General features: G+C 67.7%; 26 protein-coding genes and 1 other annotated feature. Of the genes, 19 read left to right on the top strand and 7 right to left on the bottom strand.

What is annotated here, in order from left to right; all coding sequences use genetic code 11:
• Positions 1–27 precede the first annotated feature (27 nt).
• From ACO2Q0_RS20355 to ACO2Q0_RS20285, 15 genes are all read left to right on the top strand, one after another.
• On the top strand, positions 28–660 hold the full coding sequence (locus tag ACO2Q0_RS20355) for a lytic transglycosylase domain-containing protein (protein ID WP_423353342.1): 633 nt from the start codon (positions 28–30) through the stop codon (positions 658–660).
• Positions 657–977 carry a TrbC/VirB2 family protein gene (locus ACO2Q0_RS20350; protein ID WP_423353341.1) on the top strand — a complete coding sequence of 107 codons (321 nt, stop codon included), beginning with the start codon at positions 657–659 and terminating at the stop codon, positions 975–977. Before ACO2Q0_RS20355 ends, ACO2Q0_RS20350 begins: the two co-directional genes overlap by 4 nt.
• Position 978: 1 nt before the next feature.
• A complete protein-coding gene (locus ACO2Q0_RS20345) occupies positions 979–1,320 on the top strand; it encodes a type IV secretion system protein VirB3 (RefSeq protein ID WP_423353340.1) in 342 nt (113 codons plus the stop codon).
• Between the two features lie 85 nt (positions 1,321–1,405).
• Positions 1,406–3,694 carry a VirB4 family type IV secretion/conjugal transfer ATPase gene (locus ACO2Q0_RS20340; protein WP_423353339.1) on the top strand — a complete coding sequence of 763 codons (2,289 nt, stop codon included), beginning with the start codon at positions 1,406–1,408 and terminating at the stop codon, positions 3,692–3,694.
• Positions 3,691–4,398 (top strand): type IV secretion system protein, encoded by a 708-nt coding sequence (locus ACO2Q0_RS20335; RefSeq protein ID WP_423353338.1) that lies wholly within the window; start codon positions 3,691–3,693, stop codon positions 4,396–4,398. The genes ACO2Q0_RS20340 and ACO2Q0_RS20335 overlap by 4 nt, the downstream gene beginning before the upstream one ends.
• Positions 4,395–4,619 (top strand): EexN family lipoprotein, encoded by a 225-nt coding sequence (locus ACO2Q0_RS20330; RefSeq protein ID WP_423353337.1) that lies wholly within the window; start codon positions 4,395–4,397, stop codon positions 4,617–4,619. The genes ACO2Q0_RS20335 and ACO2Q0_RS20330 overlap by 4 nt, the downstream gene beginning before the upstream one ends.
• Positions 4,620–4,627: 8 nt before the next feature.
• A complete protein-coding gene (locus ACO2Q0_RS20325) occupies positions 4,628–5,563 on the top strand; it encodes a type IV secretion system protein (protein WP_423353336.1) in 936 nt (311 codons plus the stop codon).
• Positions 5,564–5,771: 208 nt separating this feature from the next.
• Positions 5,772–6,449 (top strand): virB8 family protein, encoded by a 678-nt coding sequence (locus ACO2Q0_RS20320; protein ID WP_423353335.1) that lies wholly within the window; start codon positions 5,772–5,774, stop codon positions 6,447–6,449.
• Positions 6,446–7,267 (top strand): P-type conjugative transfer protein VirB9, encoded by an 822-nt coding sequence (gene virB9 / locus ACO2Q0_RS20315; RefSeq protein ID WP_423353334.1) that lies wholly within the window; start codon positions 6,446–6,448, stop codon positions 7,265–7,267. The genes ACO2Q0_RS20320 and virB9 overlap by 4 nt, the downstream gene beginning before the upstream one ends.
• Entirely contained in the window at positions 7,264–8,355 is a 1,092-nt protein-coding gene (virB10, locus tag ACO2Q0_RS20310; RefSeq protein ID WP_423353333.1) for a type IV secretion system protein VirB10, read from the top strand. The genes virB9 and virB10 overlap by 4 nt, the downstream gene beginning before the upstream one ends.
• A gap of 4 nt (positions 8,356–8,359) precedes the next feature.
• Positions 8,360–9,361 carry a P-type DNA transfer ATPase VirB11 gene (virB11, locus tag ACO2Q0_RS20305; protein ID WP_423353332.1) on the top strand — a complete coding sequence of 334 codons (1,002 nt, stop codon included), beginning with the start codon at positions 8,360–8,362 and terminating at the stop codon, positions 9,359–9,361.
• Positions 9,327–11,201: a type IV secretory system conjugative DNA transfer family protein gene (locus ACO2Q0_RS20300; protein WP_423353331.1), complete on the top strand. Its 1,875-nt coding sequence runs from the start codon at positions 9,327–9,329 to the stop codon at positions 11,199–11,201. Before virB11 ends, ACO2Q0_RS20300 begins: the two co-directional genes overlap by 35 nt.
• Positions 11,191–11,847, top strand: coding sequence for an LPD7 domain-containing protein (locus tag ACO2Q0_RS20295; protein ID WP_423353330.1), 657 nt, complete (start codon positions 11,191–11,193; stop codon positions 11,845–11,847). Before ACO2Q0_RS20300 ends, ACO2Q0_RS20295 begins: the two co-directional genes overlap by 11 nt.
• 100 nt (positions 11,848–11,947) lie before the next feature.
• Positions 11,948–12,211, top strand: coding sequence for a helix-turn-helix domain-containing protein (locus ACO2Q0_RS20290; RefSeq protein WP_423353329.1), 264 nt, complete (start codon positions 11,948–11,950; stop codon positions 12,209–12,211).
• Positions 12,212–12,232: 21 nt separating this feature from the next.
• Entirely contained in the window at positions 12,233–12,445 is a 213-nt protein-coding gene (locus ACO2Q0_RS20285; RefSeq protein ID WP_423353328.1) for a hypothetical protein, read from the top strand.
• 31 nt (positions 12,446–12,476) lie between these two features.
• On the opposite strand, the gene tcmP is transcribed toward ACO2Q0_RS20285, so the two are convergent.
• The 6 genes from tcmP to ACO2Q0_RS20255 form a co-directional block, all read right to left on the bottom strand.
• Positions 12,477–13,124 (bottom strand): three-Cys-motif partner protein TcmP, encoded by a 648-nt coding sequence (gene tcmP, locus ACO2Q0_RS20280; RefSeq protein WP_423353327.1) that lies wholly within the window; start codon positions 13,122–13,124, stop codon positions 12,477–12,479.
• 29 nt (positions 13,125–13,153) lie between these two features.
• On the bottom strand, positions 13,154–13,939 hold the full coding sequence (locus tag ACO2Q0_RS20275; RefSeq protein ID WP_423353326.1) for a DUF5131 family protein: 786 nt from the start codon (positions 13,937–13,939) through the stop codon (positions 13,154–13,156).
• Positions 13,940–14,047: 108 nt separating this feature from the next.
• On the bottom strand, positions 14,048–14,557 hold the full coding sequence (locus ACO2Q0_RS20270; RefSeq protein WP_423353325.1) for a DUF6650 family protein: 510 nt from the start codon (positions 14,555–14,557) through the stop codon (positions 14,048–14,050).
• A gap of 134 nt (positions 14,558–14,691) precedes the next feature.
• Positions 14,692–15,600, bottom strand: coding sequence for a nucleotidyl transferase AbiEii/AbiGii toxin family protein (locus ACO2Q0_RS20265; RefSeq protein ID WP_423353324.1), 909 nt, complete (start codon positions 15,598–15,600; stop codon positions 14,692–14,694).
• Entirely contained in the window at positions 15,597–16,208 is a 612-nt protein-coding gene (locus ACO2Q0_RS20260) for a type IV toxin-antitoxin system AbiEi family antitoxin domain-containing protein (RefSeq protein ID WP_423353323.1), read from the bottom strand. Before ACO2Q0_RS20260 ends, ACO2Q0_RS20265 begins: the two co-directional genes overlap by 4 nt.
• A 134-nt stretch (positions 16,209–16,342) precedes the next feature.
• Entirely contained in the window at positions 16,343–17,101 is a 759-nt protein-coding gene (locus ACO2Q0_RS20255) for a hypothetical protein (protein ID WP_423353322.1), read from the bottom strand.
• Between the two features lie 495 nt (positions 17,102–17,596).
• Here ACO2Q0_RS20255 and ACO2Q0_RS20250 point away from each other — a divergent pair, with 495 nt between their 5' ends.
• Together ACO2Q0_RS20250 and ACO2Q0_RS20245 are read left to right on the top strand one after the other, a co-directional pair.
• Positions 17,597–18,181, top strand: a complete 585-nt coding sequence (locus ACO2Q0_RS20250; RefSeq protein ID WP_423353321.1) for a DUF305 domain-containing protein — start codon at positions 17,597–17,599, stop codon at positions 18,179–18,181.
• A gap of 156 nt (positions 18,182–18,337) precedes the next feature.
• Positions 18,338–18,390, top strand: a sequence feature (sul1 is cis-regulatory element that is thought to sense ions involved in sulfur or methionine metabolism; They are found in Alphaproteobacteria).
• A gap of 63 nt (positions 18,391–18,453) precedes the next feature.
• Entirely contained in the window at positions 18,454–19,938 is a 1,485-nt protein-coding gene (locus tag ACO2Q0_RS20245; RefSeq protein ID WP_423353320.1) for a SulP family inorganic anion transporter, read from the top strand.
• Positions 19,939–20,229: 291 nt separating this feature from the next.
• Here ACO2Q0_RS20245 and ACO2Q0_RS20240 read toward each other — a convergent pair whose 3' ends face one another.
• Positions 20,230–21,390 carry an IS110 family transposase gene (locus ACO2Q0_RS20240; protein ID WP_423353319.1) on the bottom strand — a complete coding sequence of 387 codons (1,161 nt, stop codon included), beginning with the start codon at positions 21,388–21,390 and terminating at the stop codon, positions 20,230–20,232.
• Between the two features lie 314 nt (positions 21,391–21,704).
• Between ACO2Q0_RS20240 and ACO2Q0_RS20235 the strand changes: the two genes are divergently transcribed.
• Both ACO2Q0_RS20235 and ACO2Q0_RS20230 read left to right on the top strand, forming a co-directional pair.
• The gene (locus tag ACO2Q0_RS20235) at positions 21,705–23,696 is read left to right on the top strand and encodes a ParB/RepB/Spo0J family partition protein (RefSeq protein WP_423353318.1); all 1,992 of its coding nucleotides are present in this window, start codon (positions 21,705–21,707) and stop codon (positions 23,694–23,696) included.
• Between the two features lie 404 nt (positions 23,697–24,100).
• On the top strand, positions 24,101–24,412 hold the full coding sequence (locus ACO2Q0_RS20230; RefSeq protein ID WP_423353317.1) for a DUF736 domain-containing protein: 312 nt from the start codon (positions 24,101–24,103) through the stop codon (positions 24,410–24,412).
• Positions 24,413–24,479 lie beyond the last annotated feature (67 nt).

Genomic DNA, 24,479 nt, shown 5'->3' with positions numbered 1-24,479 from the left:
CCAAACCGCGCTGTCTACAGGTTCTTCATGTCGCTCTCGATCGCCGCCACCCTGGCGCTGGCCGCACAGTGCGCGCCGGACATTGCGCCCGAAACACTGCTCTCCGTCGTCCATGTCGAGAGCCGGTTCAATCCGCTCGCGATCGGCGTCAACGGCGGCTCCGCAATTCGCATCTCACCCTCGACGCGCGCCGAAGCAATTGCCCAGGCGTCGTCCCTGATCGCAGCCGGTCGCAATGTCGATCTTGGGCTCGCGCAGATCAACAGCCGCAACCTGGCTTGGCTCGGACTGACGGTCGAGGAAGCCTTCGATCCCTGCGCGAATCTGGCGGCTGCCGCCCGCGTGCTGCAAGACGGCTATCGTCGCGCTGCTCCCGCCCAGTCCGGGCCGCAAGCGGCACTCCGAACGGCCTTCTCCTACTACAACACCGGCCGCGCCACCCGTGGCTTCACCAATGGGTACGTCGGCAAGGTCATGCGCGCCGCCGGTCATGTGGTGCCGGCCATCCGCGCTGCGGCTGATGAGGGGTTCGGCCAGGTGGCGGCAGACGCGGTGACCCCCTCTGCGCCGACCCCGCCAGCTTGGGATGTGTTCGCAAGCCGCCAGGTCAGCGGCTTCGTCATCCGACCCACATCATCCACCACTGGAGCTCTGCAATGACGCTGCGCTTCCGGCCGCACCGACCTTGGGCGGCGCATCTTCTACTCGCCGGGGCCATGGCGCTCTTCAGCGCGGAACCCGCCTTCGCACAGTCCAGCGGCGTCGGCGGCAACATCGGGACCTTCATCCAAAACATCGTCGACCTGCTGAACAGCAACGTCATTCGAGGCCTGGCGGTGATCGCCATCATCGTGACCGGGATCGCCTGGATGTTCGGTCATCTCGACATGCGCCGGGCGGGCACAGTCGTGGTCGGCATCATCGTCATCTTCAGCGCCGCCGGCATCGTCGACCTGATCGTCGGCGGAGGGGCCTGAGATGGCTGACGCCGCCGAGCGCTTGGCAGAGGATCCGCTCTTCCTGGCCTGCACACGGCCGGCGATGGTGGCGGGCGTGCCGATGGAGGCCATGGGCCTCAACATCATCGTCACGGCGACGATCTTCCTGGCCGCGCATGGCCTGGCCTGGCTGCTGATCGGCCCAGTGCTCCACGTCGTGTTCCGGGCGATCTGCAAGCACGACCATAACGCTTTCCGGGTGTTGTGGCTGTTCGTCGACACCAAGGGCCGCGCGCGGAACGGCTCGGTCTGGGGCGGCAGTTCGACCACGCCGCTTCCGGTGCGCCGCCGCTTTCGCCTCAATGAGGTGCGCCGTGGCTGACGATGGCACGCTCCGTGTCCGACCCCAGCCGTCCGCCGCCCGCCGCGAATTGGAGCCGCAGCGCGCGCTCCCTTACGCGCGGCACGTGACCGACCGCATCATCGCGCTCGATACCCAGGCGCTGATGATCTCGTTCCAGCTCGATGGCGCAAGCTTCGAGACCGCGGACATACGCGATCTCAACGACTGGCACGCCAAGCTGAACGGCGCATGGCGCAACATCGCCAGCGACCAGCTGGCCGTCTGGCATCACCTGGTCCGGCGCGAGCACCATGGGTATCCGGAAGGGGCGTTCCGCTCCGACTTCGCCGGTGCGCTCGACGGCCGTTACCGGGACCGGCTGGGCGGCGGACGCATGTTCGTCAACGAACTCTACCTGACCCTGGTCCTGCATCCCGGCCGCGAGGCGGCTGAGCGCCTCGGCGCCTGGCTATCGCGTGGGAAGGCGGCCTCCGTCGATGAGGAAGAACGTGTTCGCGTGATCGAGGACGCGGCCCGCGACCTTGCCCAGTACCTCGCCCGCTATGGCGTGCGGCCTCTCGAACTCGAGGAGCGCAATGGCGTCTGGTTCTCCCAACCGTTGGAGATGCTGCGGCTCATTCTGACCGGCCGTCACGAGCCGGTGCCGCTCGTCCGCGGCCACTTGGGCTCGGCGGTCTATTCGGCGCGGGTGATCTTCGGGCGCGAGGCCCTGGAGGTGCGCGACGCCGCCAGCGCGCGCTTCGGAGGCATCTTCGGGGTGAAGGAATACCCGGCCAGCACCCGGCCTGGCCTCTGGAATGGTCTCCTCTCCGCCCGTTTCCCCTTCGTCGCCAGTCACTCCTTCAGCTTCCTGTCCAAGCCTGCCGCCCGCGCGGTGATGGAGCGCAAACAGAACCAGATGCTCTCGGCTCGCGACCGGGCCTCGTCCCAAGTCGTGGGGCTCAATGATGCCCTCGACGACCTGATCTCGGGCCGCTTCGCCATGGGCGAGCACCAGGCCTCGGTCCTGGTTTGGGGTGATGGGACGCGCGAGCTTGCCGACAACCTCGCCAAGGCTCGCGCCCTGCTGGCCGAGTCCGGTCTCGTGGTCGCCCGGGAAGACCTCGCATTGGAGGCGGCCTTCTGGGCGCAATTCCCAGGGAACTTCGGCCGCCGGGTCAGGCCGGCCGCCATTACGACGCGGAATTTCGCGGGCCTGGCGCCGTTTCATACCCACCCCGCCGGGCGAGCGTCCGGCAATCATTGGGGCTCGGCGGTCGCGCTCCTGCGCACCTCGGCGGGCTCGCCCTTCCACTTCAATTTCCATGTGGGCGACCTTGGCCACACCTTCATCTGCGGCCCGTCCGGAGCGGGCAAGACGGTGGTCCAGAACTTCCTGCTCGCTCAGCTTGAGAAGCTGAACGCCCAGCAAATCTTCATCGACAAGGACCGCGGCGCCGAGATCTTCGTGCGCGCTTGCGGCGGCGCCTATCTAACCCTTCGAAATGGTGAGGCCTCGGGTTTCGCGCCCCTAAAGGCGCTCAGCTTCGACCCAGGCAGCCGCGCGTTCCTTCGCAGTCTTGTCCGTCAGCTCGTTGGCGCAGACCGCCAGCCCCCGACCGTTCAGGAGGAGCGCGCGATCGACGAGGCGATCGCCGCGCTCGCGCCGCTGCCTCCCGCCCAGCGATCGCTTTCCGCGTTACGTGCTCTGCTCGGCCAGAGAGACGCTGGCGGTGTCGGCGCCCGGCTAGAGAAATGGTGCCGTGGCGGCCCCCTCGGTTGGGCGCTCGACAATGACGAGGACGCGCTGTCGCTCGACGCGCGCTTCCTCGGCTTTGACATGACCCACCTGCTGGACAACCCCGAGGTCCGCACGCCGGTGATGATGTACCTCTTCCACCGGCTGCAAGGCCTGGTGGACGGACGTCGCCTCGTCATCGACGTCGACGAGTTCTGGAAGGCCATCGGCGACGAGGCCTTCCGTGACTTGGCTCAGGATGGACTGAAGACCTATCGGAAGCAGAACGCTTTCATGGTGTTCGGCACCCAGTCGCCGGCCGACGTTTTGGCGAGCCCCATCGCCCACACCATTCTCGAGCAGTGCGCCACCAAGATCTTCCTGCCAAATCCGCACGCGGCTGAGCGGGACTATGTCGAGGGGTTCGGCCTCACGCGCCGCGAGTTCGCGCTGGTCCGCGAGGAGCTGGCGCCCGAACGCCGGCAGTTCCTCATCAAGCAGGGCCTCAACTCTGTGGTCGCCGAGTTGCGGCTCGATGGTCTGGACGACGACCTGGCGATCCTCTCCGGCCGTACCGAGACCGTCGATCTACTCGACCGGCTGCGCGCCCAACACGGCGACGATCCGCAAGCCTGGATGTCGCCCTTCCTCAAAGCCTGGAGAACCCTGCGATGACCAAGCGTCTCGCCGCCGCGGCCTGCGCCGCCGCCCTGCTTGTGACTGGGCCGGCCGCCCACGCAGCCATGATCGTCCACGACCCTACCAGTTACGCCAAGCTGATCGCCCAGGCCCAGACCGCGCTCAATCAGCTGACGGAGCTGAAGACCCAAGTGCAGCAGGGCGCCGACCTTTTCGCGAGCCTCAACACGAACTCCCTCGTCAGGGCCATCGCCCCCCAACTCGGCCTGCCAAACCTGCGGGAAATCGTGCCCGACGTCTCCGCCCTGAGCGCCGCCGCCAAGGGTGACCTGAGGGCTCTGGGCGCTATCGGCCAGCGGGCTGGCGAAATCCGCGCGGCGGCCCGGCTCTACACCGCACCGGAGGGCGACGACTTGGGCGCCGATCTCGAAGCCACGGGCGATCGCATCGCGCGTGACCTGGCGGTGGGCGAGGCGGTCTCCACCGCCGGCGCCGCGCGCCTGAAGGGCCTCAAGGACCTGCAGCAGGCGATCGACGCCGCCCCCAACGCCCGCGCCGTCCTTGATCTGCAGGCCAAGGTTCAGACGGAACAGGCGATGATCGCCAACGATCAGATGCGATTGCAGGGCCTGGCCATGGCGCAGGCCGCCGAAGATCGGCTGCAGGCCCAGCGGGACCGTGAGCGGATGCTCGCCGCCCGCGACAGTCGGATGGCCCTCTATCGGAGTGGCTTCCAATGATCCGGCCTTACGGTCCGCTTCTCGCCGCCGTCGCTGCGGCCAGCTGCACACCCCAGGTCCGCGACGTCACCTACTTCGAGGCCAATCCCGAGGTGACGGCCAAGGTGGTCGCCGACTGCGCGGCCGGCGCCCATCGCGGCGAGGAGTGCGCCAATGCACGGGCCGCCGCGTCCTCGCTCCGCCGCGATCAGCGGATGGACGCCTACAAGAAGAACTTCTGAGGCGCGCCATGGCCGAGGCCTTCGAAATCTTCCAGCCGGCCTATCGCTTCGTCGACAGCAAGCTCGACATCTTCCTCAGCGATCGGGCCAGCGCGGTCATGGCCGAGGTCGCCGGACCCCTGAGGGCCGCGCTCGTCCTCTACGTGCTGCTCTACGGTTTCGCGATCATCCGGGGTTCGATCAGCGAACCAATCACCGACTTCGCCATCCGCAGCATCAAGCTCGCGCTGGTCTACATGCTGGCGACCACTGTGGCCTATTCCACCTACGTCACGGACCCGCTGTTCCGTGTCCTGCCCGACAGCCTGGCGCGCGCGATCAGCGGCGCCGGCGTCCCGGACGTGGGCGCCTCCTTCGACCAGTTCTTCTCGCGCGCGGCCTACCTCGCGGAGAAGATCACCAAAGAGGCCTCGCCGATCGACTTCGGACCCTGGATCCTCGGCGCCGTGGTCTACATCGTCGGCGCGCTCGCGGCCGCTATTGGCTTCGGCGTCGTCTTGATTGCCAAGGTCGCCCTGGCGCTTCTGGTGGCGCTCGGGCCCATCTTCGTAGCCTGCGCCCTCTTTGAGGCGACGCGGCGCTTCTTCTTCGGCTGGCTGGCCCAGGCCGTGAACTACCTCGTCCTCTTTGCCCTGATCATCACCGTCTTCCAGATGATCCTCTCGTTGGTCGCCCAGCAGTGGGGCTCTATCGACGGCTCCGATCCCATGGCCGGCGGTCTCCTGTTCGTGGCGCTGTGCCTGCTGGGCGCGATCTTCTTCCTTCAGACGCCCGCGATCGCCGCCGGCATCGCGGGCGGCGCCAGCGCCGGCCTCGCCGACTTCGCCAATGCGGCCTCGCTTAGCGGCGTGCCGCGTCCCGGCGCCCCTCAGGGGCCGCAGGAGGCCGGCCGTAGCGCCCCGAGCCGCGGGGGCTCTATCCGACCCGCAGGAGCACAGTCCTGATGCGACCGATGATTCCGCTTCTCTGCTGCCTTCTCATGTCGGGCTGCGCCTCCAACACAGACGGTAAGCTGCCGGTCTGCCAAGGAAAGCATCGGCGCCCGGCCAATCCCCATGGCTCCGTCCTCTTGCCGACGGACCGCACGCCGACGGCGGCGCCGAAAGCGGCAGACAAGCTCTCCGCCATAGCGGCTGCCCGGGGGACCTGCGCATGAGCGTCGCCGGTCCCGATCTGAAGGCCTATTTCGCCGAGTCCCGAAGCTGGGAGGCCGACCGCGTGCGGAGCGCGGAGCGGTCCCGTAAGCTGGCCTGGATGGTCGCGGCCGGCGCGGGCGGACTTGCCGCGGTCGCCGTAGGCGCCGTTGCGGCGCTCGCGCCCCTGAAGACCGTCGAGCCCTTCGTGGTCCGCGTGGATCGCGCCACCGGCGCTGTCGACGTGGTGTCGGCGCTGACGAGCGAGAAGCCCGTCACTTACGAGGAGGCTGTCACCAAGCACTTCCTCGCCCAATACGTTCGGGCCCGCGAAACTTGGCTCGCACCCGCCGCCGAGGCCAATTTCCGCCAAGTCTCGATCATGTCGACCCCGGCCGAGCAGCAGCGCTGGGGTGATGCGTTCCGGCCGAGCAATCCCGAAAGCCCGCAGGTGGCGTTCGGCCCCAACGGCGAGGCGCAGATCGCCATTCGGTCGGTGACCTTCGTCGCCGACGGTGTCGCCAACGTCCGCTTCCACCGCGTCGTCCGCCAGTCACAGCAGGTCACCGAGAGCGACTGGATCGCAACGGTCGCCTTCACCTACACCAAGGCGCCGATGGCGGAAGGGGACCGCCTGCGCAATCCGCTGGGCTTCCAGGTGACCAGCTATCGGGCCGATCCTGAGGTGGTGCGATGAGACGCCTCCTGCTTCCCGCCGCGCTCGCGCTCGGGATCGCCCAGCCCGCTGCAGCTCTCGACACCCCTAAGGCTGGCCCGCGCGACCCGCGCATCCGGGTGGTCGATTACGACCCTTGGGGCGTCGTGAAGGTGACCGGCCTCTTCCGTACCGCGACCCAGATCCTGCTAGGCGACGACGAGACCATCCTCCACGTCGCGGTCGGCGACACGACCGGTTGGGATGTGGCGGCTGAGAAGAACATTCTCTTCGTGAAGCCGAAGGCCGCGCACGGTCCCACCAACCTGATCGTCACGACGACCTATCCCGGTGGCGAGCGGCATTACACCTTCGAGCTCTCGACGCGCGCAGCGTCAGCCAAGTCGTTGACGGACGCCGTATTCGGTTTGCGCTTTCGCTACCCGGCTCAGGTTGCTGACGCCGCGACGGCGCGGCTGCAAGCCCGCGTCCTCGAGCTGAAACTCGATCGGGCGGTGGTCGAGGGCCAGCGCAACCTCGACTACACGGTCGAAGGCTCCGGTGCGCTACAGCCGTCAGAAGTCTCCGACAACGGACGCTTCACAGTGCTGCGCTTCCCCGGAAACCAGCAGGTGCCGGCCATCTACCAGGTGGAATCGACCGGCACGGAAAGCCTCGTGCCCTTCGACGTTCGCGGCGAATTCGTCGTGGTGCATGCCGTGGTCCGCCAGCTTCGCCTGCGACGCGGGCGCGAGGTGCTCTGCATCTGGAACCAGCGCTTCGAGCCCCACGGATTCGCTACGGGGACGGGCACGGCAGCTTCCGACGTGGAGCGCACGGATAAGGGAGCCAATCGTTGAGCGAGACCCCTGAACTCGAACCTGCACCCCCGCGCATCGAGAACGTCGAGCGGTCCATCTCGCCGATCGCCGGGCGCCTGGGCCCCGGCATGCGCGGTAAGGCGGTGGTGACGTTGGCCCTGGTGGCGGGCTGTGGCGTCTTCGTGGCCGCGACTTGGGGCGACGCCAAGCCTAAGGCCGAAAAGCCAGCGAGCGAGCCCGCCCGGCAGGTCGTGTCTTTCGAGCCCGCGCGCCGTGACGGGCCGACCTTGACCGACCCTGGAGCCGATGCGCCACGGCTGCTTCCCGTCGGCGACGATAGTCAGACGGTCCCGGCCATCGAACCTCACGCCAGCGGCCTGGGCGGTGCCGATCCCGCCGCCCAGCGTCGCGCCGAACTCGCGACGATCCGCGGTGCTCCGATCCTGGCCTTCAGCAGGTCCAATGGAACGTCCGGTCCCGTCGCACTGGCAGGGGACGATGTGCGCGAACCTACGGATCTCGACCAACTGCGGCGCGCCAGCGCGATCGGCCGCGCACGCGCCGCTCGGGTGGGCGACCGCAACTATCTGATCCTCGCCGGGGCCAATATCCCGTGCCTGCTGCAAACCGCCATGGACACAGCGGCCCCGGGCTATGTCAGCTGCGTGATCCCGCGCGACGTCTATTCCGACAACGGCGCGGTCGTCCTGATGGAGAAGGGCACCAAGGTCCTGGGCGAGTACCGCTCCAGCCTGAAACAAGGCCAGCGCCGTCTCTTCGTCCTTTGGTCTCGCGCGGTGACGCCTTCAGGCGTGGCGATTAGCCTGGCGTCGCCCGCGAGCGATGCCTTGGGCCGCGCCGGTTTCGACGGCGCGATCGACACGCACTTCTGGGACCGCTTTGGCGCGGCCCTTCTGCTGAGCATCGTCGACGACGGCGTCTATGCCGTGGCCGGCAACGAGCGCGACTCCTCCACGGCTCGCGTCCCCTCCGACGCGGCCGCCGTCGCCCTGCAGAGCTCGGTCAACATCCCCCCATCGCTGCGCAAGGCGCAGGGCGCGGAGGTCGCCATCTTCGTCGCCCAGGATTTCGACTTCTCGGGCGTCTATGGCCTCCGAGCGAGGTGAGGGAATGCTGCAGGACACCTCCGTGCTCCGTCATTACCTGGCGCCCCTCCAGGCCCACCTGGCGGGCGATGACGTGACCGAACTGGTGGTCAACCGGCCGCGCGAACTCGGTGTCGAGGGGGCCGGCGGCTGGCGCTGGCACGATGCGCCGGAACTGGACGAGACCTGGCTCGCCACCCTCGCGCGTGCCGCGGCCGCCTTCACGGCCCAGGATGTGACGCCTGAGACCCCCATCTGTTCAACCGTTCTTCCCGGGGGTGAACGCTGTCAGGTGGTACTGCCGCCCGCGGCAGAGCGACTGTCGATCACGCTGCGAAAGCCCGCCTCATCGGCGCTGGACCTCGACGCTTTCGCGCGGACCGGCCTCTTCGAAACTGTGCGCCTCGCCACGGACGAACTTTCAGAGGACGAACAGGCGCTGGTCGCGCTCCGGGACGCCGGCGACTGGCCGGCATTCTTCCGGCGCGCGGTGCGCGGCAGGCGCAACATCCTGATCTCGGGCGCAACCGGTTCAGGCAAGACGACCTTCGCCAAGGGACTCGTCCAACTGATCCCGGCCGAAGAGCGTCTCCTGACCATCGAGGACGCGCGCGAACTGTCGGTGCCGCACCGCAACGCCGTGCATCTGCTTTACGCGAAGGACGGTCAGGGGCTCGCTCAGGTGGGCGCCAAGGCGCTGCTGGAGAGCGCCTTGCGGATGCGGCCCGACCGCGTCCTTCTGCAGGAACTTCGGGACGGCACGGCCTTCTTCTACCTGCGCAACGTCAACACCGGTCACCCCGGCTCGATCACCACCATCCACGCCGACAGCGCCACCCTGGCCTTCGAGCAACTGACCCTGTTGGTGAAGGAATCCGAGGGCGGCCGTGACCTCGCTCGCGACGACATCCGTGCGCTCCTGCACATGCTGGTGGATATCGTGGTCCAGCTGAGGCGGGTCGAGGGGCGCTTCCGCATGACCGAGGTCTGGTATGACCCGCTTCGCAAGCGCGCCCTGGCCGCTTAAGGCGGCCTATGTCGCTCTGCTCGCCTGCGTGGCAGGCGGACTCGCCGCCACCGGGGCGGCCTTGGTCGCCCTAGCCGGCCTCGGTCAGCTCAGGCCTGGTGTCGATCTGGGCCAGGCGCCGGCCTGGTTCTGGTACTTCCGCGCCGATTCGAGCGTGCAGCGGTGGGTGGGCATCGGCGCCTTGACCGCAATAGGCGGCGCCGGCGTGATCGCGCTTGGCATAGCTCGCGGTTTGAAGCCGCCACTTCATGGCGCTGCGCGCTGGGCCAGCGAGGCGGAGATCGCGCGGTCCGGGCTACGGGCCCAGCAAGGTATCGTGCTCGGACGCAAGGGCGGGCGCCTTCTCGTGTTCGGCGGATCCGAGCACGTCATGCTCCACGCGCCCACGCGCAGCGGCAAGGGTGTGGGCGTGGTCATCCCCAACCTGCTGACCTGGCCAGACTCCGTCGTGGTCCTCGACGTGAAGCGTGAGAACTGGGAGGCGAGCGCCGGCTACCGCGCCGCGCATGGTCAAACCGTCCTCCTCTTCGATCCGCTGGACTCTGAGGGGCGCACCGCGCGGTTCAATCCATTGGGCCACATCAACCGGGCCGATCCTGCCGCCGTGCTCGACGAGCTTCAGAAGCTCTCGGTCATGCTCTTCCCGGCGCCGCCGAACGCTGACCCGTTCTGGGCGGAGGCGGCCCGCACCGGGTTCATCGGCGTGGGCGCTCTTGTGGCCGAGATGCCCGAGCTGCCGTTTAGCCTGGGAGCCATCTACCGGGCGCTCACCCACGGTGAGCCGCGCACGCGCCTGCTGGATGAGGTGAGGGCGCGCGCCCACGCTGAGACGCCGCTCCCCCACGGCTGCGTCAGCGCCATCTCCGACTTCTGCTCCGCCTCGGAGAACACCTTCGCTTCGATAAAACAGACGATCACCAGCCGCATGGGCCTGTGGCTGAACCCCCGCGTCGTGGCTGCCACCGACGCCAGCGACTTCGACCTGCGCGACCTGCGGGAGCGGCGCATGTCTCTCTATCTCGGCGTCTCGCCGGACAACCTGGCGCGCGTCGCGCCCTTGTACGGGCTCCTGCTGCAGCAGCTGATCGACCTGAACACGCGCGAGCGGCCCAGCGGCGGGCGGAATGACGCCGAGGTGCTGCTGGTGCTCGATGAGTTCGCGCGCCTCGGCCACGCGCCGGTGATTGCGCACGCCTTCTCCTACGTGGCCGGCTATGGCCTCCGGCTCTTGCCGGTGCTGCAGAGCCCGGCCCAGCTCCGCGCGGAGTACGGCCCCGACATCGCCGAGGAGATCATCGCCAACTGCGGCGTCGAGGTCGCCTTTGCGCCCAAGGAGCTGAAGGTGGCGCAGGACCTGTCCGAGCGCCTGGGCTTCTGGACCTATCAGAGCCGGTCGCACAGTCGCCCGACGCTGCTCTCCGACGGCAAGCGCAGCACGACCGAGTCGGATCAGCGCCGCGCGCTCATGATGCCGCAAGAGCTGATGCAGATGGACGCCGGCCAGCTCATGTTGCTGCGCGCTGGCCTGCCGCCGATCCGGGGCCGCAAGATCGTCTACTGGCGGGAGAAGGCGTTCCGCGACCGCCTGCTGCCCCCGCCGGTGGTCCCGTCCCGCGCCGTCGCTGCAGCGCCCGCCGGCCGGTCATCTGCTCCACGTCATCAAGGCGCCGATCCGGATGCCGACCTGACGCTCGACGTGGTCCTGCCGGCGCTCGAGGCGGCGGACCTCGAGCCTCCGCCACCGCCGGGCGCCACCGAGGCCGAGGTCGCCAGCTGGGTGGACCGGTTCATTGACGCCACGAGCACATCGCCCGCGCCGGAGCTGGACCATGCCCGATGATCCCGAAAACACCATCACTGCCGAGGGCGGCGCCCCGTCACGCGCCCCTGGCGATGTGCCCGAGGCGTTGCGGCGGCGCTACTTCCTCGATGAGCGCGGCGGGCCCGGGCTAGGCTTCTACGCCGACGCCCGGATCGCCACGCCTGCCTTCCGGGACCAGGGTGCGCGGCTGATCGCAACGCGGCCTGATCCCAACGCGATCCGCGACATGATCGCCATCGCCCAGCACCGCGGCTGGGCGGTCGTCGTCCTGCGTGGCGATGCGGATTTCCGCCGCGAGGCCTGGCTTGCGGCCATGGCAATGGGCATTGAGGCACGTGGCTACCGGCCCACGGACCGGGACCACCAGGAGCTGGAGCGTCGGCAGGCCGCCACCCCGCGGCGCGAGCGGGCGGCCCATGGGCCGCAGCGCGGCATCGAACCCGAAGCTCAGAGCGCCAGAGCGGCGCGCGCCAACATGCGAATTGTCGAGTCGGTGGTGCGCTCGCGGGTCGCCGCGGGACCTGCCCAGGACCGGATCCTCGCCGCTGCTCGGGAGCGGCTCGCCAGCTGGCTGGAGCGAAGCGGGCACGTCAGGGCCGTTCCCATTCCTGCGTCCGCGGAGCGCGACGGCTATCGCTCACGCGAACGACATCGCGATCGATAGCATCGTAGACACGCCGCCGTTTCCCTGAGCCGTGTCATAGGGCTAATATGTAGTCCAAAGACCGTGGTTTCATCGGCTACAGAAGTGTCCCCGTTCCTAAATGAAGGGGCGCGCGCTTCTGGCCTGGAACCTCAGGGCTCTGCGCACCGCCAGGTCGCTCTCTCAGGAGCGCTTGGCGGCGGACGCGGGCGTGGACCGGGCATGGGTGAGCGAGCTTGAGCGGGAACAGGGAAACACCTCCGTCGACCTGCTCGACCGCCTGGCCGAGGCACTCGGCGTGCCGATCGCGGCCCTATTCGCCGAACCGGACGCCGACGCAGAGAAGCCGCTGCCGCTGCGCAGCGGCCGTCGCCCAAGAGGCTGACGCCCGTTGCGAGAGGTAGCTGTGGACCACGCGCTCGTTGCTGCGCACGGTAAGATGGTGGCGCTCGTCGCGAGCGTCCTCCACGCCGCCGGTATCACCACTACGGACGAGTTCGCGCGGCTGTTGAAGGTGTTCGCCGACACGGTCGGCGAGGCGGACGCGCAGGAGGCCGAAATCCTCACCCTGTGGTCGGAGACGGTCGCGGCGCTGCTGCCCGAAAACCGCACGCACTAGGCCGACGACACCGTCTGTGCGGGCCGAGTGATCAGTGCATCATCCGCGCCTTGATACGCGCGGCTGTCTCGCGCAGGAACGCGAGGAGTGACTCGATCGCGAAGGTGTAGAAGATCTCGGCCGAGGGCGTGGCCCGCATGATGTTGACCAGCGTCGCGCGCTCGATCGCCGAATGACCGCACTGGTCGAGGTTGAAGAGGACGTTCCGGTAGCGACCGTCGGCGACAAGGTCGCGGATCGCCGGGTAGGCCGCCTCGAAATCCTCGGACATGTAGCCGACCTGCAGGTGCAGCTTAGGACAGGTCTCCTTCGCCGCGGCGAGCACAGGCGCACAATGCTCCTTGAGCAGTTCGGTAACGTCGCGCTTCGCGTCGTTGAAGATCAAGAGGCACTCGATCTCGACGGGGCCGAGCCCTTGTGCGGCCCGCTGCAGGTTCACGGCTTCGAGAGCGCGCTGCAGCTCCTCGATGAAGATGATCGGCGATCCAGGGCTGCCGCACCGATACCGCCCCGCGCCCGAAAAGCCATCGACAACGGCGAGCCGGAATTTGGTCTGCTGCGGAATCTGGCAGCGCACCGTGATATAGCGGAAGAAGTATTCCCGCAGAATCTTGTGCTTCCGGTCCGTATGATCGTCGAGCGCCGCGCCGTCCGCCCATGCATATGCCTTGGTGACCACCTATCGCTCCCGGCGCTGCCGCGCCGCGTCTACGCGCTCGCGGATTCCGCGGTGACGGGCATCTCGTTCCAGGTCCGCCCCCGGTACTCGCGGCCATTGGCCTTCTTCGAGCGCCGCTTGTTGTCCTTCCCCCAAGTCCCCCACTGCTTGAAGAAGAAGGCTGTACCATAGTCGCCGCACTGTTCGTAGATTTCGTCAATCCACGTTTCGCGGATCGCCCGCGCGGCACGACCGCTTTCACCGCCGACGATCGCCCAGTGGATCCCGGTCAGGTTGACCTCGCCCACCGCGCCGATGAGCGGCTCGAACGAGATGAAGCGGATCGCGGCCGGCGCCCGCCGAAGGTGATCGATGCGTCCGCGCGCCGTGGCGTCCTCGACACTTGTGCCGAGCCAGACGTTGGGCAAGACCTCGGGGACCCGGCGCGCAACGACGTCCGCCATTCGCTCGGGCCGCTTCGTGAGGATCTGGTAGTTGTGGTGTGGCGTCTCGCGCATGACGCGCCAGACGGACAGGATGAACTCGTCGCTGACCGCCTCGTGGAAGAGGTCGCTCATAGAGTTGACAAAAATCTTGCGCGGCTTCTTCCACGCGTAAGGGATATCGAGCGCGGCTGCATCTTCCCGCACCACGCCGTTCCAGATTGTGCGGCCGCCGCTGCGGCGCGTCAGGCCCTGGTACTTCGGCGCGCCCATGGCCTCCAGCCGGCGCGCCATTTCCATGGCATAGCAGTTGGTGCAGCCGGCCGTGATGATGGAGCAGCCCGCCACCGGGTTCCAGGTGGCGTCGGTCCATTCGATCTGCGTTTCCGCCATGCTCTGTCCCTACTCGGCGTCAAGCCGCCTGCAGCGGAGCCCGCGTGCTCGCGCCGGCCGACTATGGCTAACGAAACTTTATCAAGCGTTGCGCCGAGCCGAGCGCGCTTAGGCCTCGTCTAGGTCGGGCAGCACGCTCGCAAGCTCCCCTTCCACCTCGAGATCGTAATGCGCCGCCAGCCGCGCAACCTCGAGACCGACGGTTGCACGGAAGGCACCCAGGGCCAGGAACGCGCCGGCCGTCAGGGCGCCGCGATGCCCGTTGAAGCCGGCGTGGCGGAATTCAATGGTCGTATCGTCGAGGTATCGTCGGCAGGCGGCGCGGATACTGCGTATCGGAACGGTCGCAAAGTCGCTCGACGCGAACGCCTTCAGCGCTGTGGTGCAGATGTTCCGAATCTCGGCCACCGACGCATCGACCTGGCTGCGCACCTCCAGCCAATCCGGGTTGTAGAGCACGCGCCGGTCCTCCAGCTCGATGAGGAACCTGCGGACATGCTCACGCTCGGAGGGGCCTGGATCCGCCCATTGCACGCCGCCCCACGGACCGGAAATGCCGGTGATCCGGCGCGCTGTCTCGGCGGTGACTCGGGCCGCGGGCTTGAAGGGGTTCTTCATCGATCTTCCCGATCGGTTGTTCCGAGCCTGCCGCTCCAGCAAGTCGCAGACGTCGCGGCCAAGGCTTCATGCCAGCAGTTTGGGTGAGCGGCAGCATCACGGCAAAGCTTCCATGCCGGCCGTAGGGCCAGGCTTCAATCGTTCCACGGGCCGCCGGCCGGCCAGCGCGCCGCGAACGGCTCGCCTTTGGCCGCGCTGAGCGTCGGCGGCATCACGAGCGCAACGATCTGCGCTTGGATCTCGGGGAAGGGTTCGGGGGCCAGCGAGATCTCCGTCCGCTTCAAGAAGGCGGACCACTGCGCCTGCTTGGCCTCGGCGAAAGCCGCCGTGAGCGCCAGCGGCGGCTCGGTGGGCAGCGGCGTTTCCCGGCGCGCGAAGGTGGCGGCGACGGCTTCGGCGAGGACCGCGCCCTCGAACGCGAAGGTGTTGGCGATCGCCCAGAGGTCGAAGAAGTCCTTCATCCGCGAGTTGACCATGCCAAGCGCGGTCACGGCCTGGAACTTCTCGGCCACCACCGTCTCCGGCGGGTAGGCGCGGAGCTTCGGCGCCGGCAGATCGAGCAGGGACGGATATTCGATGTCCTGGGCGCCGGGGGTGATCGCGTCGCCGAAGCCGATGTCCACGTGGATGGGCAGCCGCGCCCCGGCGAGCTCGGCCTGAAAGTCCAGGCGAACCCCGGCGTACTCGTCCTCGGCGCGCGCGGCGGCCGCGACGACGGTGTCGGGCTTGAAGACGATCCCGTCGTCGGCCGCGATCACCATCACTTCCCGGAAGAGGCCGGCCACCTGGTCGGGGTCGTTGTTGCCGAAGCCCAGCAGGTCCAGATCGCCCGTGGCTCGATAGGGCGTGGCCGCCCAGAGGCTGAAGAGCATGGCGCCCTTCAGCACGAAGAGCTGCCGATAGGCCGAGACGCTCAGGCGCCACAAGAGCCGCTCGATGACATAGCGGGTCATCAAAAGCTGGGCGTTCTCCTTGCGCTCCCGAGCCCGGTTGGTGAGGCGCGCACGGGCGGAGACGGCCATGTCCTTGGGCTTGTCGTTCACGTCAGCGCCTCGAGATAGGGACGCATCACGCTTTGGACGCGATCGACCTCGGCGAAGCGCCACAGCTCGTCGACGGGCGGGCGGCGGTCCGATTTGCGCATAAGGTCGCGCAGCGCCTCTACGGCTACGTCGAGGCCGATCTTGTTGCGGTATTTGAAGCAGTCAACAACGGTCTTCGCGGGCGAGGTGATCGGCACCGGGACTTGATCGATCTCGTGGTGCTCGACGCCTTCGCTGAGCGCGCGGCCGCTGGCGCGGATTACGCGGATCTGGACCGGCGCGCTGGTGGGCGCCCAGTCCTTGGGGCCGAGCAGCATCCACACGGCGTGGGGGGTCTGGGTGGTGAGGTCGTGGAACTGCAGGGCCGAGAGCAGGCCGATCACACCGCGGGGCTGGAGACGCGCCGCCTCCGCCAGGCTCGTCGCGACATCAGACGATGAACCGGCGAGGCGATAGAGCCCGCGCCCGACCTGTAGGAACACGCCTTCCTGCGTCAGTCGCTTCAGGGTCATGCGCGGCACTCCAGCCGCGTCGAAGTCCGACCCGCGGGCGATGCCGCGCGTTCGGGCGACCTCGAGGGCGCGTTGGCGATGGCCTTTCGGTCCCATGGATCGCGTTATAAATCCTAGGTGATTACCTGCAAAGACCTAGGTTTTGTAACAAGCTGCGACTCTGGCTGGACTGCGGCTCGCGGCGACTCCGATCTCTTTCGAAGTCGGCCCCGACCCGTTGCGGCGGCGAATCACGAACCTGTCCGCCAGCGCTCGTAGCGGCCGATGGGGTCGTGGAATCCGGATAGGCTCGGCTTTGTCTTCAGGGCCCATATCTTCTTGGCCAAGGCCGCGAGGTCCGCCGCGTCGTCCGGCCGCCAACCACGGCGGATCGCCCAGGATTTCAGGTTTGCCGATTGATCGGCGTGCCCTTTGGCGCGGAGGATGCGCAGGATCTCGTTCGCCATCGCCTTATCGCGCGGGTGACCCAGGCCGGTCGATAGGTTAACCACGCCGGACAGCGTCTCCATCGCCCCCGCGAACACAGGGTCATCGATCAGCGTCGCCGGGGGTTGCTGCGCCTGGCCGTGAACAACGGCGCCCCACCTGTCCACCCAGGCGTCGGCCTCGCCGGGGAGATCGGGCACGGCCACCACGCCCACGACGTTGTTCAGGCCATCGACATAGTCGAGGATCTTCGGTTCGGCATAGTAGACGACGACTACCGACTTGCGGGGCGGATACCGCAACGTCTTCATGGTTCCGGCGTGCAGCCGCGCGCCGCCCGGCAGCGGGACCGGCCCCTTGCCGAGGGCCTTGACGTTGGCCGCGCCGAGGAACCGCGACAGACCCGTGTGGTCCAGCTGGTTCTTCGTGTGCACGAGCAGGATGACGTCCTGCACGTCCGGCCCCACCGTCTCACGGATCTTCGTTGCATAGCCCAGCGCGACGCGGAGGGCTTCGGCGTCCTGACTGTCGAGGGGCACAAGCACGCGTATGGGCTTGGTCATAGCATCATCTCTGGCGGGTGATCGGATGTTCATAGGGCGCGCAGAGGGCTCAGGCCAGGATCACCGCCGCCGATCCGGCTGTTGCATGTCGGCTCGGCGCCAGCGCCTGCGATCCGGCTCGTCGAGATTATTCAGCTGCCGCTTTAGAGGCTCAGGAGGGGAAAGCCTTCCCCTGCGCCGGAGCCGCAAGGTCTCCGTCGACCCCTTCGAGCGGGGCTGTGCCCCGCAACGCCCCGGTTTCGGAGAGCGGCCGGCGGGCGTGCTCGGTCCCGCCGCTGACGCGGCTCCTACGGGTCCGCCCCTTCGGGCGCTTCGCGCCGGCGGCCGCTCGACGGCGCGTCCCGCCGTGCAGCGCGTGGCCGCGCGCAGGCTCCTTGCAGCCTCACATGGGGATTGCTTCGTCAAGATTTCCCACAAGTGCCCTGCCGCCTAGGCGGACCGGATTGAACCGGACCTGATCTGACGGATTTCGCTTAAGCCGAGGAGCGGGAATCCATGGAACAGCAGCAGCACTCAATGAGCATGGGCTGGGGCCGGTTCGCGGCCATGATCGTCGTCTCAACGATCATCATGTTCTTTCTCATGTACCAGCTTGTTTATAGCTGGGACCATGCTCTGTTCAGTCTCACCAGGTTGGTCTCATCCTTAGTCATGGGTTGCGTCATGACTGCGGTGATGCTCGCTTTCATGTGGAAAATGTACCACCCGAACGCGGCCAAGATCGCCGTGCTCGTTGGCGCCATCGTCGCCGGAATCATCCTACTCGCCGTCAACCGCAGTCAGGCGCTGGTCGGTGACGTGAACTTTATGAAGGCGATGATCCCCCACCACTCGATCGCCATAAACAACGCCCGCAAGGCCGACATTCGCGACCCGCGCGTACGGTATCTCGCTGATCGGATCACCCGCGACCAGGTCAAAGAGATCACCGAGATGAAGATGCTCATCGACGATATCGACAAACATGGTAGGCGGGCCGACGCCCCGCTCCCAGCAGGCCCGGTTGCGCTCACCCCGAAGGGGGCGCAGGAAGCGAAAGACCTCCTTTCCGGCCAGCTCCTGAAAGACGAGCCGCTCTGAGGCCGGCGTCCTCGGCCGGCGCCGGTAAGCGCGTCGTCCCGCCTCAGCCCGGTCGTCGGCTTCGGCATCAAGGGCAGATCACCCTTCAAGATCGATACGCTCAGCCACCATCAAGTGGTTGCATTTCGCAGTGCAACAAAGCACAAGGGCGCACCACAAGGACCCGGCTCGCCGGGTGGCTATCCTGGGCGCCGATCCCCCGGGGAAATCCACAAGCTGTCGCCCGCCGCCTCCAGAGCTGAGGCGGGACAGCGAAGAAGTGTCCAATTCCCATGTCTGTCTTTGCATCTGCGCGCCAGCAATGGCTCGCCAATCCTCGCCGCGACCTGCTGGCGGGCACCGTTGTGGCGCTGGCCCTGATTCCAGAAGCCATCGCCTTCTCCATCATCGCCGGGGTCGACCCCGCCGTCGGCCTCTACGCCTCCTTTGTCATCGCCGTGACCATCGCCTTCGTCGGCGGACGTCCGGCGATGATCTCCGCCGCGACGGGCGCGATGGCGCTCCTGATGGTGACCCTCGTGAAACAGCACGGGGTGGAATACCTGTTCGCCGCGTCGATCCTGACCGGCGTGTTTCAGGTGATCGTCGGCCTGTTGAGCCTCGGACGCTACATCAAGTTCGTGTCGCGCAGCGTCATGACCGGCTTCGTCAACTCGCTGGCCATCCTGATCTTCCTGGCCCAGATGCCCGAACTCATCGGCGCCAACTGGCAGACCTTCGCCCTCGTGGCGGGCGGCCTGGCGATCATCTACGGCTTCCCCAGGATCACGAAGGCCGTGCCGTCGCCGCTGGTGGCCATCGTCGTGCTCAGCGCGCTGGTTATCTACACGGGCCTGGACGTGCGGACGGTCGGCGACATGGGCCAGATGCCCTCGAGCCTGCCCATGTTCCACCTGCCCGTGATCCCGCTGACCTGGGAGACCTTCGCCATCGTCGCGCCCGTATCGGCGACGCTGGCCTTCGTCGGTCTGCTGGAGTCGCTGCTGACCGCTAACCTGCTGGACGACATCACCGACACCCCGTCCGACAAGGATCGCGAAACCCGTGGCCAGGGCATCGCCAACATCGCCTCGGGCCTGTTCGGCGGCATGGCGGGCTGCGCCATGATCGGCCAGTCGATCATCAACGTGACCTCCGGGGCCCGAGGGCGGCTCTCCACCCTCTGGGCGGGCCTCTTCCTGTTGTTCCTGATCCTGGTGCTGCAGGACTGGGTTGCGCGCATCCCGATGGCCGCCCTGGTGGCGGTGATGATCATGGTCTCGATCGGCACCTTCGACTGGGGGTCGGTGCTGCGCCTGCGCGCCACGCCCGTGCAGTCCTCGATCGTGATGGTGGCCACGACGGTGACGGTGGTCGCCACCCATGACCTGTCCAAGGGGGTGGTGCTGGGGGTACTGCTCTCGGCCGTCTTCTTCATGCGCAAGGTGGGCAAGACCATCGCGGTCGAAGAGATCGAGACTCCGGAGGAGGGCGTGCTGCGTTACCGCGTAAGCGGCCAGCTGTTCTTCGCTTCCGCCGACCTCTTCGCGGCGAGCTTCGAGCACCACGGCCATCCCAGGCGCGTGGAGATTGACATGAAAGAGGCGCACCTCTGGGACCTCACCGGCGTCGCCGCGGTCGATAAGGTGGTGTTCCGCTATCGTCGCCAAGGCGCCGAGGTCGAGCTGATCGGCATGAACCAGGCCGGGCAGACCCTGGTCGATCAGGTCGGCAAACACGATAAGAGCCACCTGCCGGCCGGAGCCGGGGCGCACTAGTGGCGTTGGCCGGGCGCGGGCCACAGAAGGCCTTGCGCTCGGTCATTCAGGGCCACGCCCACCGGCATCCTAGGTCTGAGCCCACAATCGATTTGGCCATCAAGGCCAGATCAACCTCACATTCGGTGGCCGCTCTAGCGGCTGAACCAATTTCCCGCATTCGATGGGCATTGGGCTCAGGAGGACGGGACCATTCTTCATCTGCGGCTGTTTGAGGGCCACGGCTGCAATCGGTCCGCCCGCCTGGATCCGTCAGGGCTGATCAGGCCCTCGGGATAGTGAGAGTGGCGGTCACGCGGTCTGCAAGACTGCGCCTTCGATTACCACACCGCTGCTGACGTACTTCCAGAACGCCACCAGCAGCTTGCGGGCCAGGGCCACGATCGTGGACGTGCGCATCCTTCCGCCGTTGCGCTGCACCCGCTCTTGGAACCAGAGGCTGAGCGCCGACGAGGGCTGGTGGCGCGTCCAAAGCCACGCCACCTGGATCATCGTGGTCCTGAGGCGTGGGTTGCCAGCCTTCGACACGCCCTGCTCGTGGTCGATCGAGCCACTCTTCCACGGGGTAGGGGCCAAGCCGGCGTAGGCGGCAACCTGTCGTCGATTGTCGAAGTGCCGGTAGAGCGCCTCGGACCACAGGATGGTGGCGATCTGAGAGCCGATCCCCTTGAGCTGAGCCAGCATCACGGCCGGCGTCGGAGCCGTCTCGCCGGCAGGCTCAAGCAGGGCGTCGCGCTCGGCCTCAACGATCTTGAGCTGAGCGATCAACAACTCGATCCGGTCGAGTTCGCGACTGATCTGGGCTTTGAGACGGGTCGGCAGGGGTCGCCCATCTCCAGTCTGGAGATCGTCGAGGCGCGCCCGCCTGTTTCGGAGCAAGGGGTCGTAGTCGAAAACACCCTGCGCGCAGAGGAGTCCCTTGATCCTGTTTGTATGCTGGATGCGCTCAGCAAGCAGCGTCTTGCGCTCCCGGCAGACGCGGCGCCGGTCTTCTTCATCCGCGGTCGGTGGCCGGACCATCGAGCAAACCCGCGGCTCTCCGCGCTTGTAGGCCAGAAGCGTGCGGACCAAAGTTTCGCCGTCGATCCGATCTGTCTTGGCCTGCCGGCGGCGACGGGAGGTCAAGATCGACGCCGCGTCGACGACATGACTCTCGACTGCCTCGCTCTCTAGGATGCGATGAATCCAGAAGCCGTCCAGGCCGGCCTCCTGGATGGCGATGATGGGAAAGAGCTTGTCCAGGCGGGCGGAGGCCTTCTGCTGAAGCTGTGCGAACCGCGCGAGCAAGGCGGCGATGTCTCCGGCCTGGATCGAATGCTTGGACAGCTTTTCGCCAGCGCCAGGGGACAGCGAGGTGATCAGCCAAGTCGAGCGGCTTAGTTCCAGTGACACAAAGATCGCACCTAGATCGGTGCGGATGGCGGTTTGGTCGTGCGATTGGCGCTCGGGCATCAGGCGGTCTCCTGCGAGGGGGTGATACTGCGACCTCACTCTGCTGCTGGCCGAGCGGAGCGCTACCTCGCCCCATGGGATCTTTTCTTGAGCCGCGCCGACACGCGGCCGTGGCTTGGGGCTCCGCCCCCGGCGCGCTTCGGAGCGGCTTCCGCCCAGCTTCGGGCTGGGCAGGACCGGCAGGATCGCAGGGCCTGAAGCCCTGCAGCCGGTTCCCCGCGAAGCCGCCCCTCCGCTTGCACCCCCGGTCTCGCCGACGGGCAGGGCTGCAGGCGCGCTTTGCGCCTGCAACCCAAGCCCTAAGGAGCAGGACCATGACCCAACAGGTCGAGACCACCCATCAGGACGGCGATGTCGTCGACGTGCCGCTCAACAAGTTGAAGAAGTCGCCGCGCAACGCGCGGCGGACCCCGCATGCTGAGGCCGACATCCAGGCCCTGGCCGCTAGCATCGCGGTGAAGGGCGTCCTTCAGGCCCCCGTGGTGGAGCCCGAGGTGGACGCGGAGGGGGCGGCCACAGGCTCCTATTTTGTGACCATCGGCGAGGGGCGCCGCCTCGCCCTGCGGCTACTGGCCCAGCGCAAGCGGATCAAGAAGACCCATGCCGTCCGCTGTGTCGTGGACCTCAGCAAGGACCCGCACGAGATCAGCCTAGACGAGAACGTCACCCGCACCGGCATGCATCCGGCCGACCAGTTCGAGGCGTTCCGTAGGCTCGCGGAGGAACGCGGCTTGTCGGCCGAGGAGATCGGCGCCCGGTTCGGCGTCTCGGCCCAGGTGGTGCGCCAGCGGCTTCGCCTCGGCGCCGTAAATCCGGCGTTGATGAATCTGTACCGCGCGGGCGAATTGACCCTGGACCAGATGATGGCCTTCGCGGTCAGCGAGGACCATGCCCGGCAGGCGCAGGTGTTGCAGCAGTTGGGCGCGCACCGTCCGCCCTATCTGATCCGCCGCGCCATGACCGAGGCGAAGGTGTCCGCCACCGACCGGCGCGCCATCTTCGTCGGCGCCGAGGCCTATGGCGAGGCGGGCGGCGCCATCCTGCGCGACCTCTTCACCGAGGACGGCGGCGGCTGGTTCGAGGACCCGGCGCTCTTGGACCGGCTGGTCGCCGAGAAGCTGGCCGTGATCGCCGAGGAGGTGCGCGCGAAGGAGGGGTGGAAATGGGCCGAGCCCCACATCGACTTCCCGCGCACGCTTGGGCTCGCCCGCGTCTATCCGCATCCGGTGGAGCGGTCGGGCGAGGAGAAGGCGCAGATCGACGCCCTCTCCGCGGAATACGACGCCCTGGTCAGCGAGTGGGACGCCGTCGAGGAGCTTCCGCCCGAGATCGAGGCGCGGTTCAAGGAGATCGACGCCGCGCTGGACGCCTTCGGGGACGGCACGGCTTACGACCCGGAGGAGATCGCGCGCGGTGGGGTGTTCGTCATCCTCGGCCAGGACGGCGTGGCCCGCATCGAGCGCGGCCTGATCCGTCCCGAGGACATGCCTGCGCCCGAGCCGGAGCCGGACGTCGGAGCGCCTGAGGGCGCGGCGGACGCCGATCCGGAGGGCGGGCGCCCCGAAGCGGACGAGGCCGACGAGGCCGACGAGGACTGGGGCGCGCCGCTCTCGGAACGGCTGGTCCTGGACCTAACGGCCCACCGCACCCTGGCGCTGCGGGACGCCCTGGCGGGCAACGCGACGGTGGCGCTGTCGGCGGTGGTTCATGCCTTGGCGCTATTCGCCTTCTACCCGGCCTACGAGCGGCCCACCTGCCTGGAGATCAAGGGTGTATCCGCCTACCTCGACGGCCACGCGCCGGGCATCGACGACACCCGCGCCGGGCGCAGCCTCGCTGAGCGGCATGCCGCCTGGGCGGGCCGGGTCCCGAAGGAAGCCGACGCGCTCTGGGCTTTCGTGCAGGACCTGTCGGTCACCGACCTGCTGGACCTCCTGGCGCACTGCGCGAGCCTGACGGTGAATGCGGTGCGGGCGCCCTTCGACCGCAAGCCGGGCGCGTGGGCGCACGCGGACCGGCTGGCGGAAGCGGTAGACCTGGACATGACCGGTTACTGGACGCCCACCGTGACGAGCTACCTGGGCCGCGTCACCAAGGGCCAGATCGCCGAGGCGGTGCGGGAGGCGGTCTCGGACGAGGCCGCCGAGCGGATTAGCGGCTTGAAGAAGCCCGACATGGCGAGCGAGGCCGAGGCGCTGCTGGCGGGCAAAGGCTGGCTGCCCAGCCTGCTGCGCAAGCCGGTCCCGGTTCCGGCTGAGGTGGAGGTTCAGGCCGAGGCGCCGAAGCTGACCGAAGAAGCCGCCTGAACGCGGGGCCGCGCCGGCGGCCTTGCCGATCTGACTTGAGGGCCGTGCGCCGATGAGGCGTGCGGCCCTTCCTGTTGCACCGTGGGCGCGGCGGCGCAGTTTCGCTGCAGGAGCGTCGCCAGCCTCCGACTCGAAGGGCTCCGCGCCCGGCCCATGCCGCCTCTCTGGCCTGATCTGGCCGCGGGGTTCGGACCGCCAAGGCGGCCCCGACGTCCGCCGCAACGCCGGCGCATCAACTTCTTTCCCCTTCGGCTCCGCCGAATTCCTCGCGGATCAAACAAGTCGACGCCAGCGTCCTCCGCTGCGCTCCGGGCCTGAAGGCTGCGGCGGCCGTCGCCCCTCGTCCTCGGGATCGCCATTGAGGCCGCGATGGGCGCGGTCCGAGAGACCTCAGGAGACTTCACATGGCGACCATCGGCACCTTCCACATGCAGGACGACGGCTCCTACACGGGCGCGATCAAGACCCTGACCCTCAACGTCAAGCAGGCGACCCTCCGCAAGGTGGAGAAGGACAACGATAAGGCCCCCGACTTCCGCATCTTCTCCGGCCAGACCGAGTTCGGCGCCGCCTGGAAGAAGACCTCTCGCGAGAACCGGGATTACCTCTCGGTCAAGCTGGACGACCCGAGCTTCCCGGCTCCGATCTACGCCAGCCTGGTCGACGCCGACGAGGGCTACAACCTGATCTGGTCGCGCCCGAACGGCTCGAACTGATCTCCCGCAGAGCGCCCCGCCGACACCGGCGGGGCGCCGCTCCCAGACAAACCTCAAACTCACAGGA

It is taken from the genome of Phenylobacterium sp. VNQ135 (genome assembly GCF_049445735.1).
In the GTDB taxonomy this organism is placed as follows: Bacteria; Pseudomonadota; Alphaproteobacteria; order Caulobacterales; family Caulobacteraceae; genus Phenylobacterium.
This window is presented reverse-complemented; position numbering and strand designations above follow the sequence as displayed.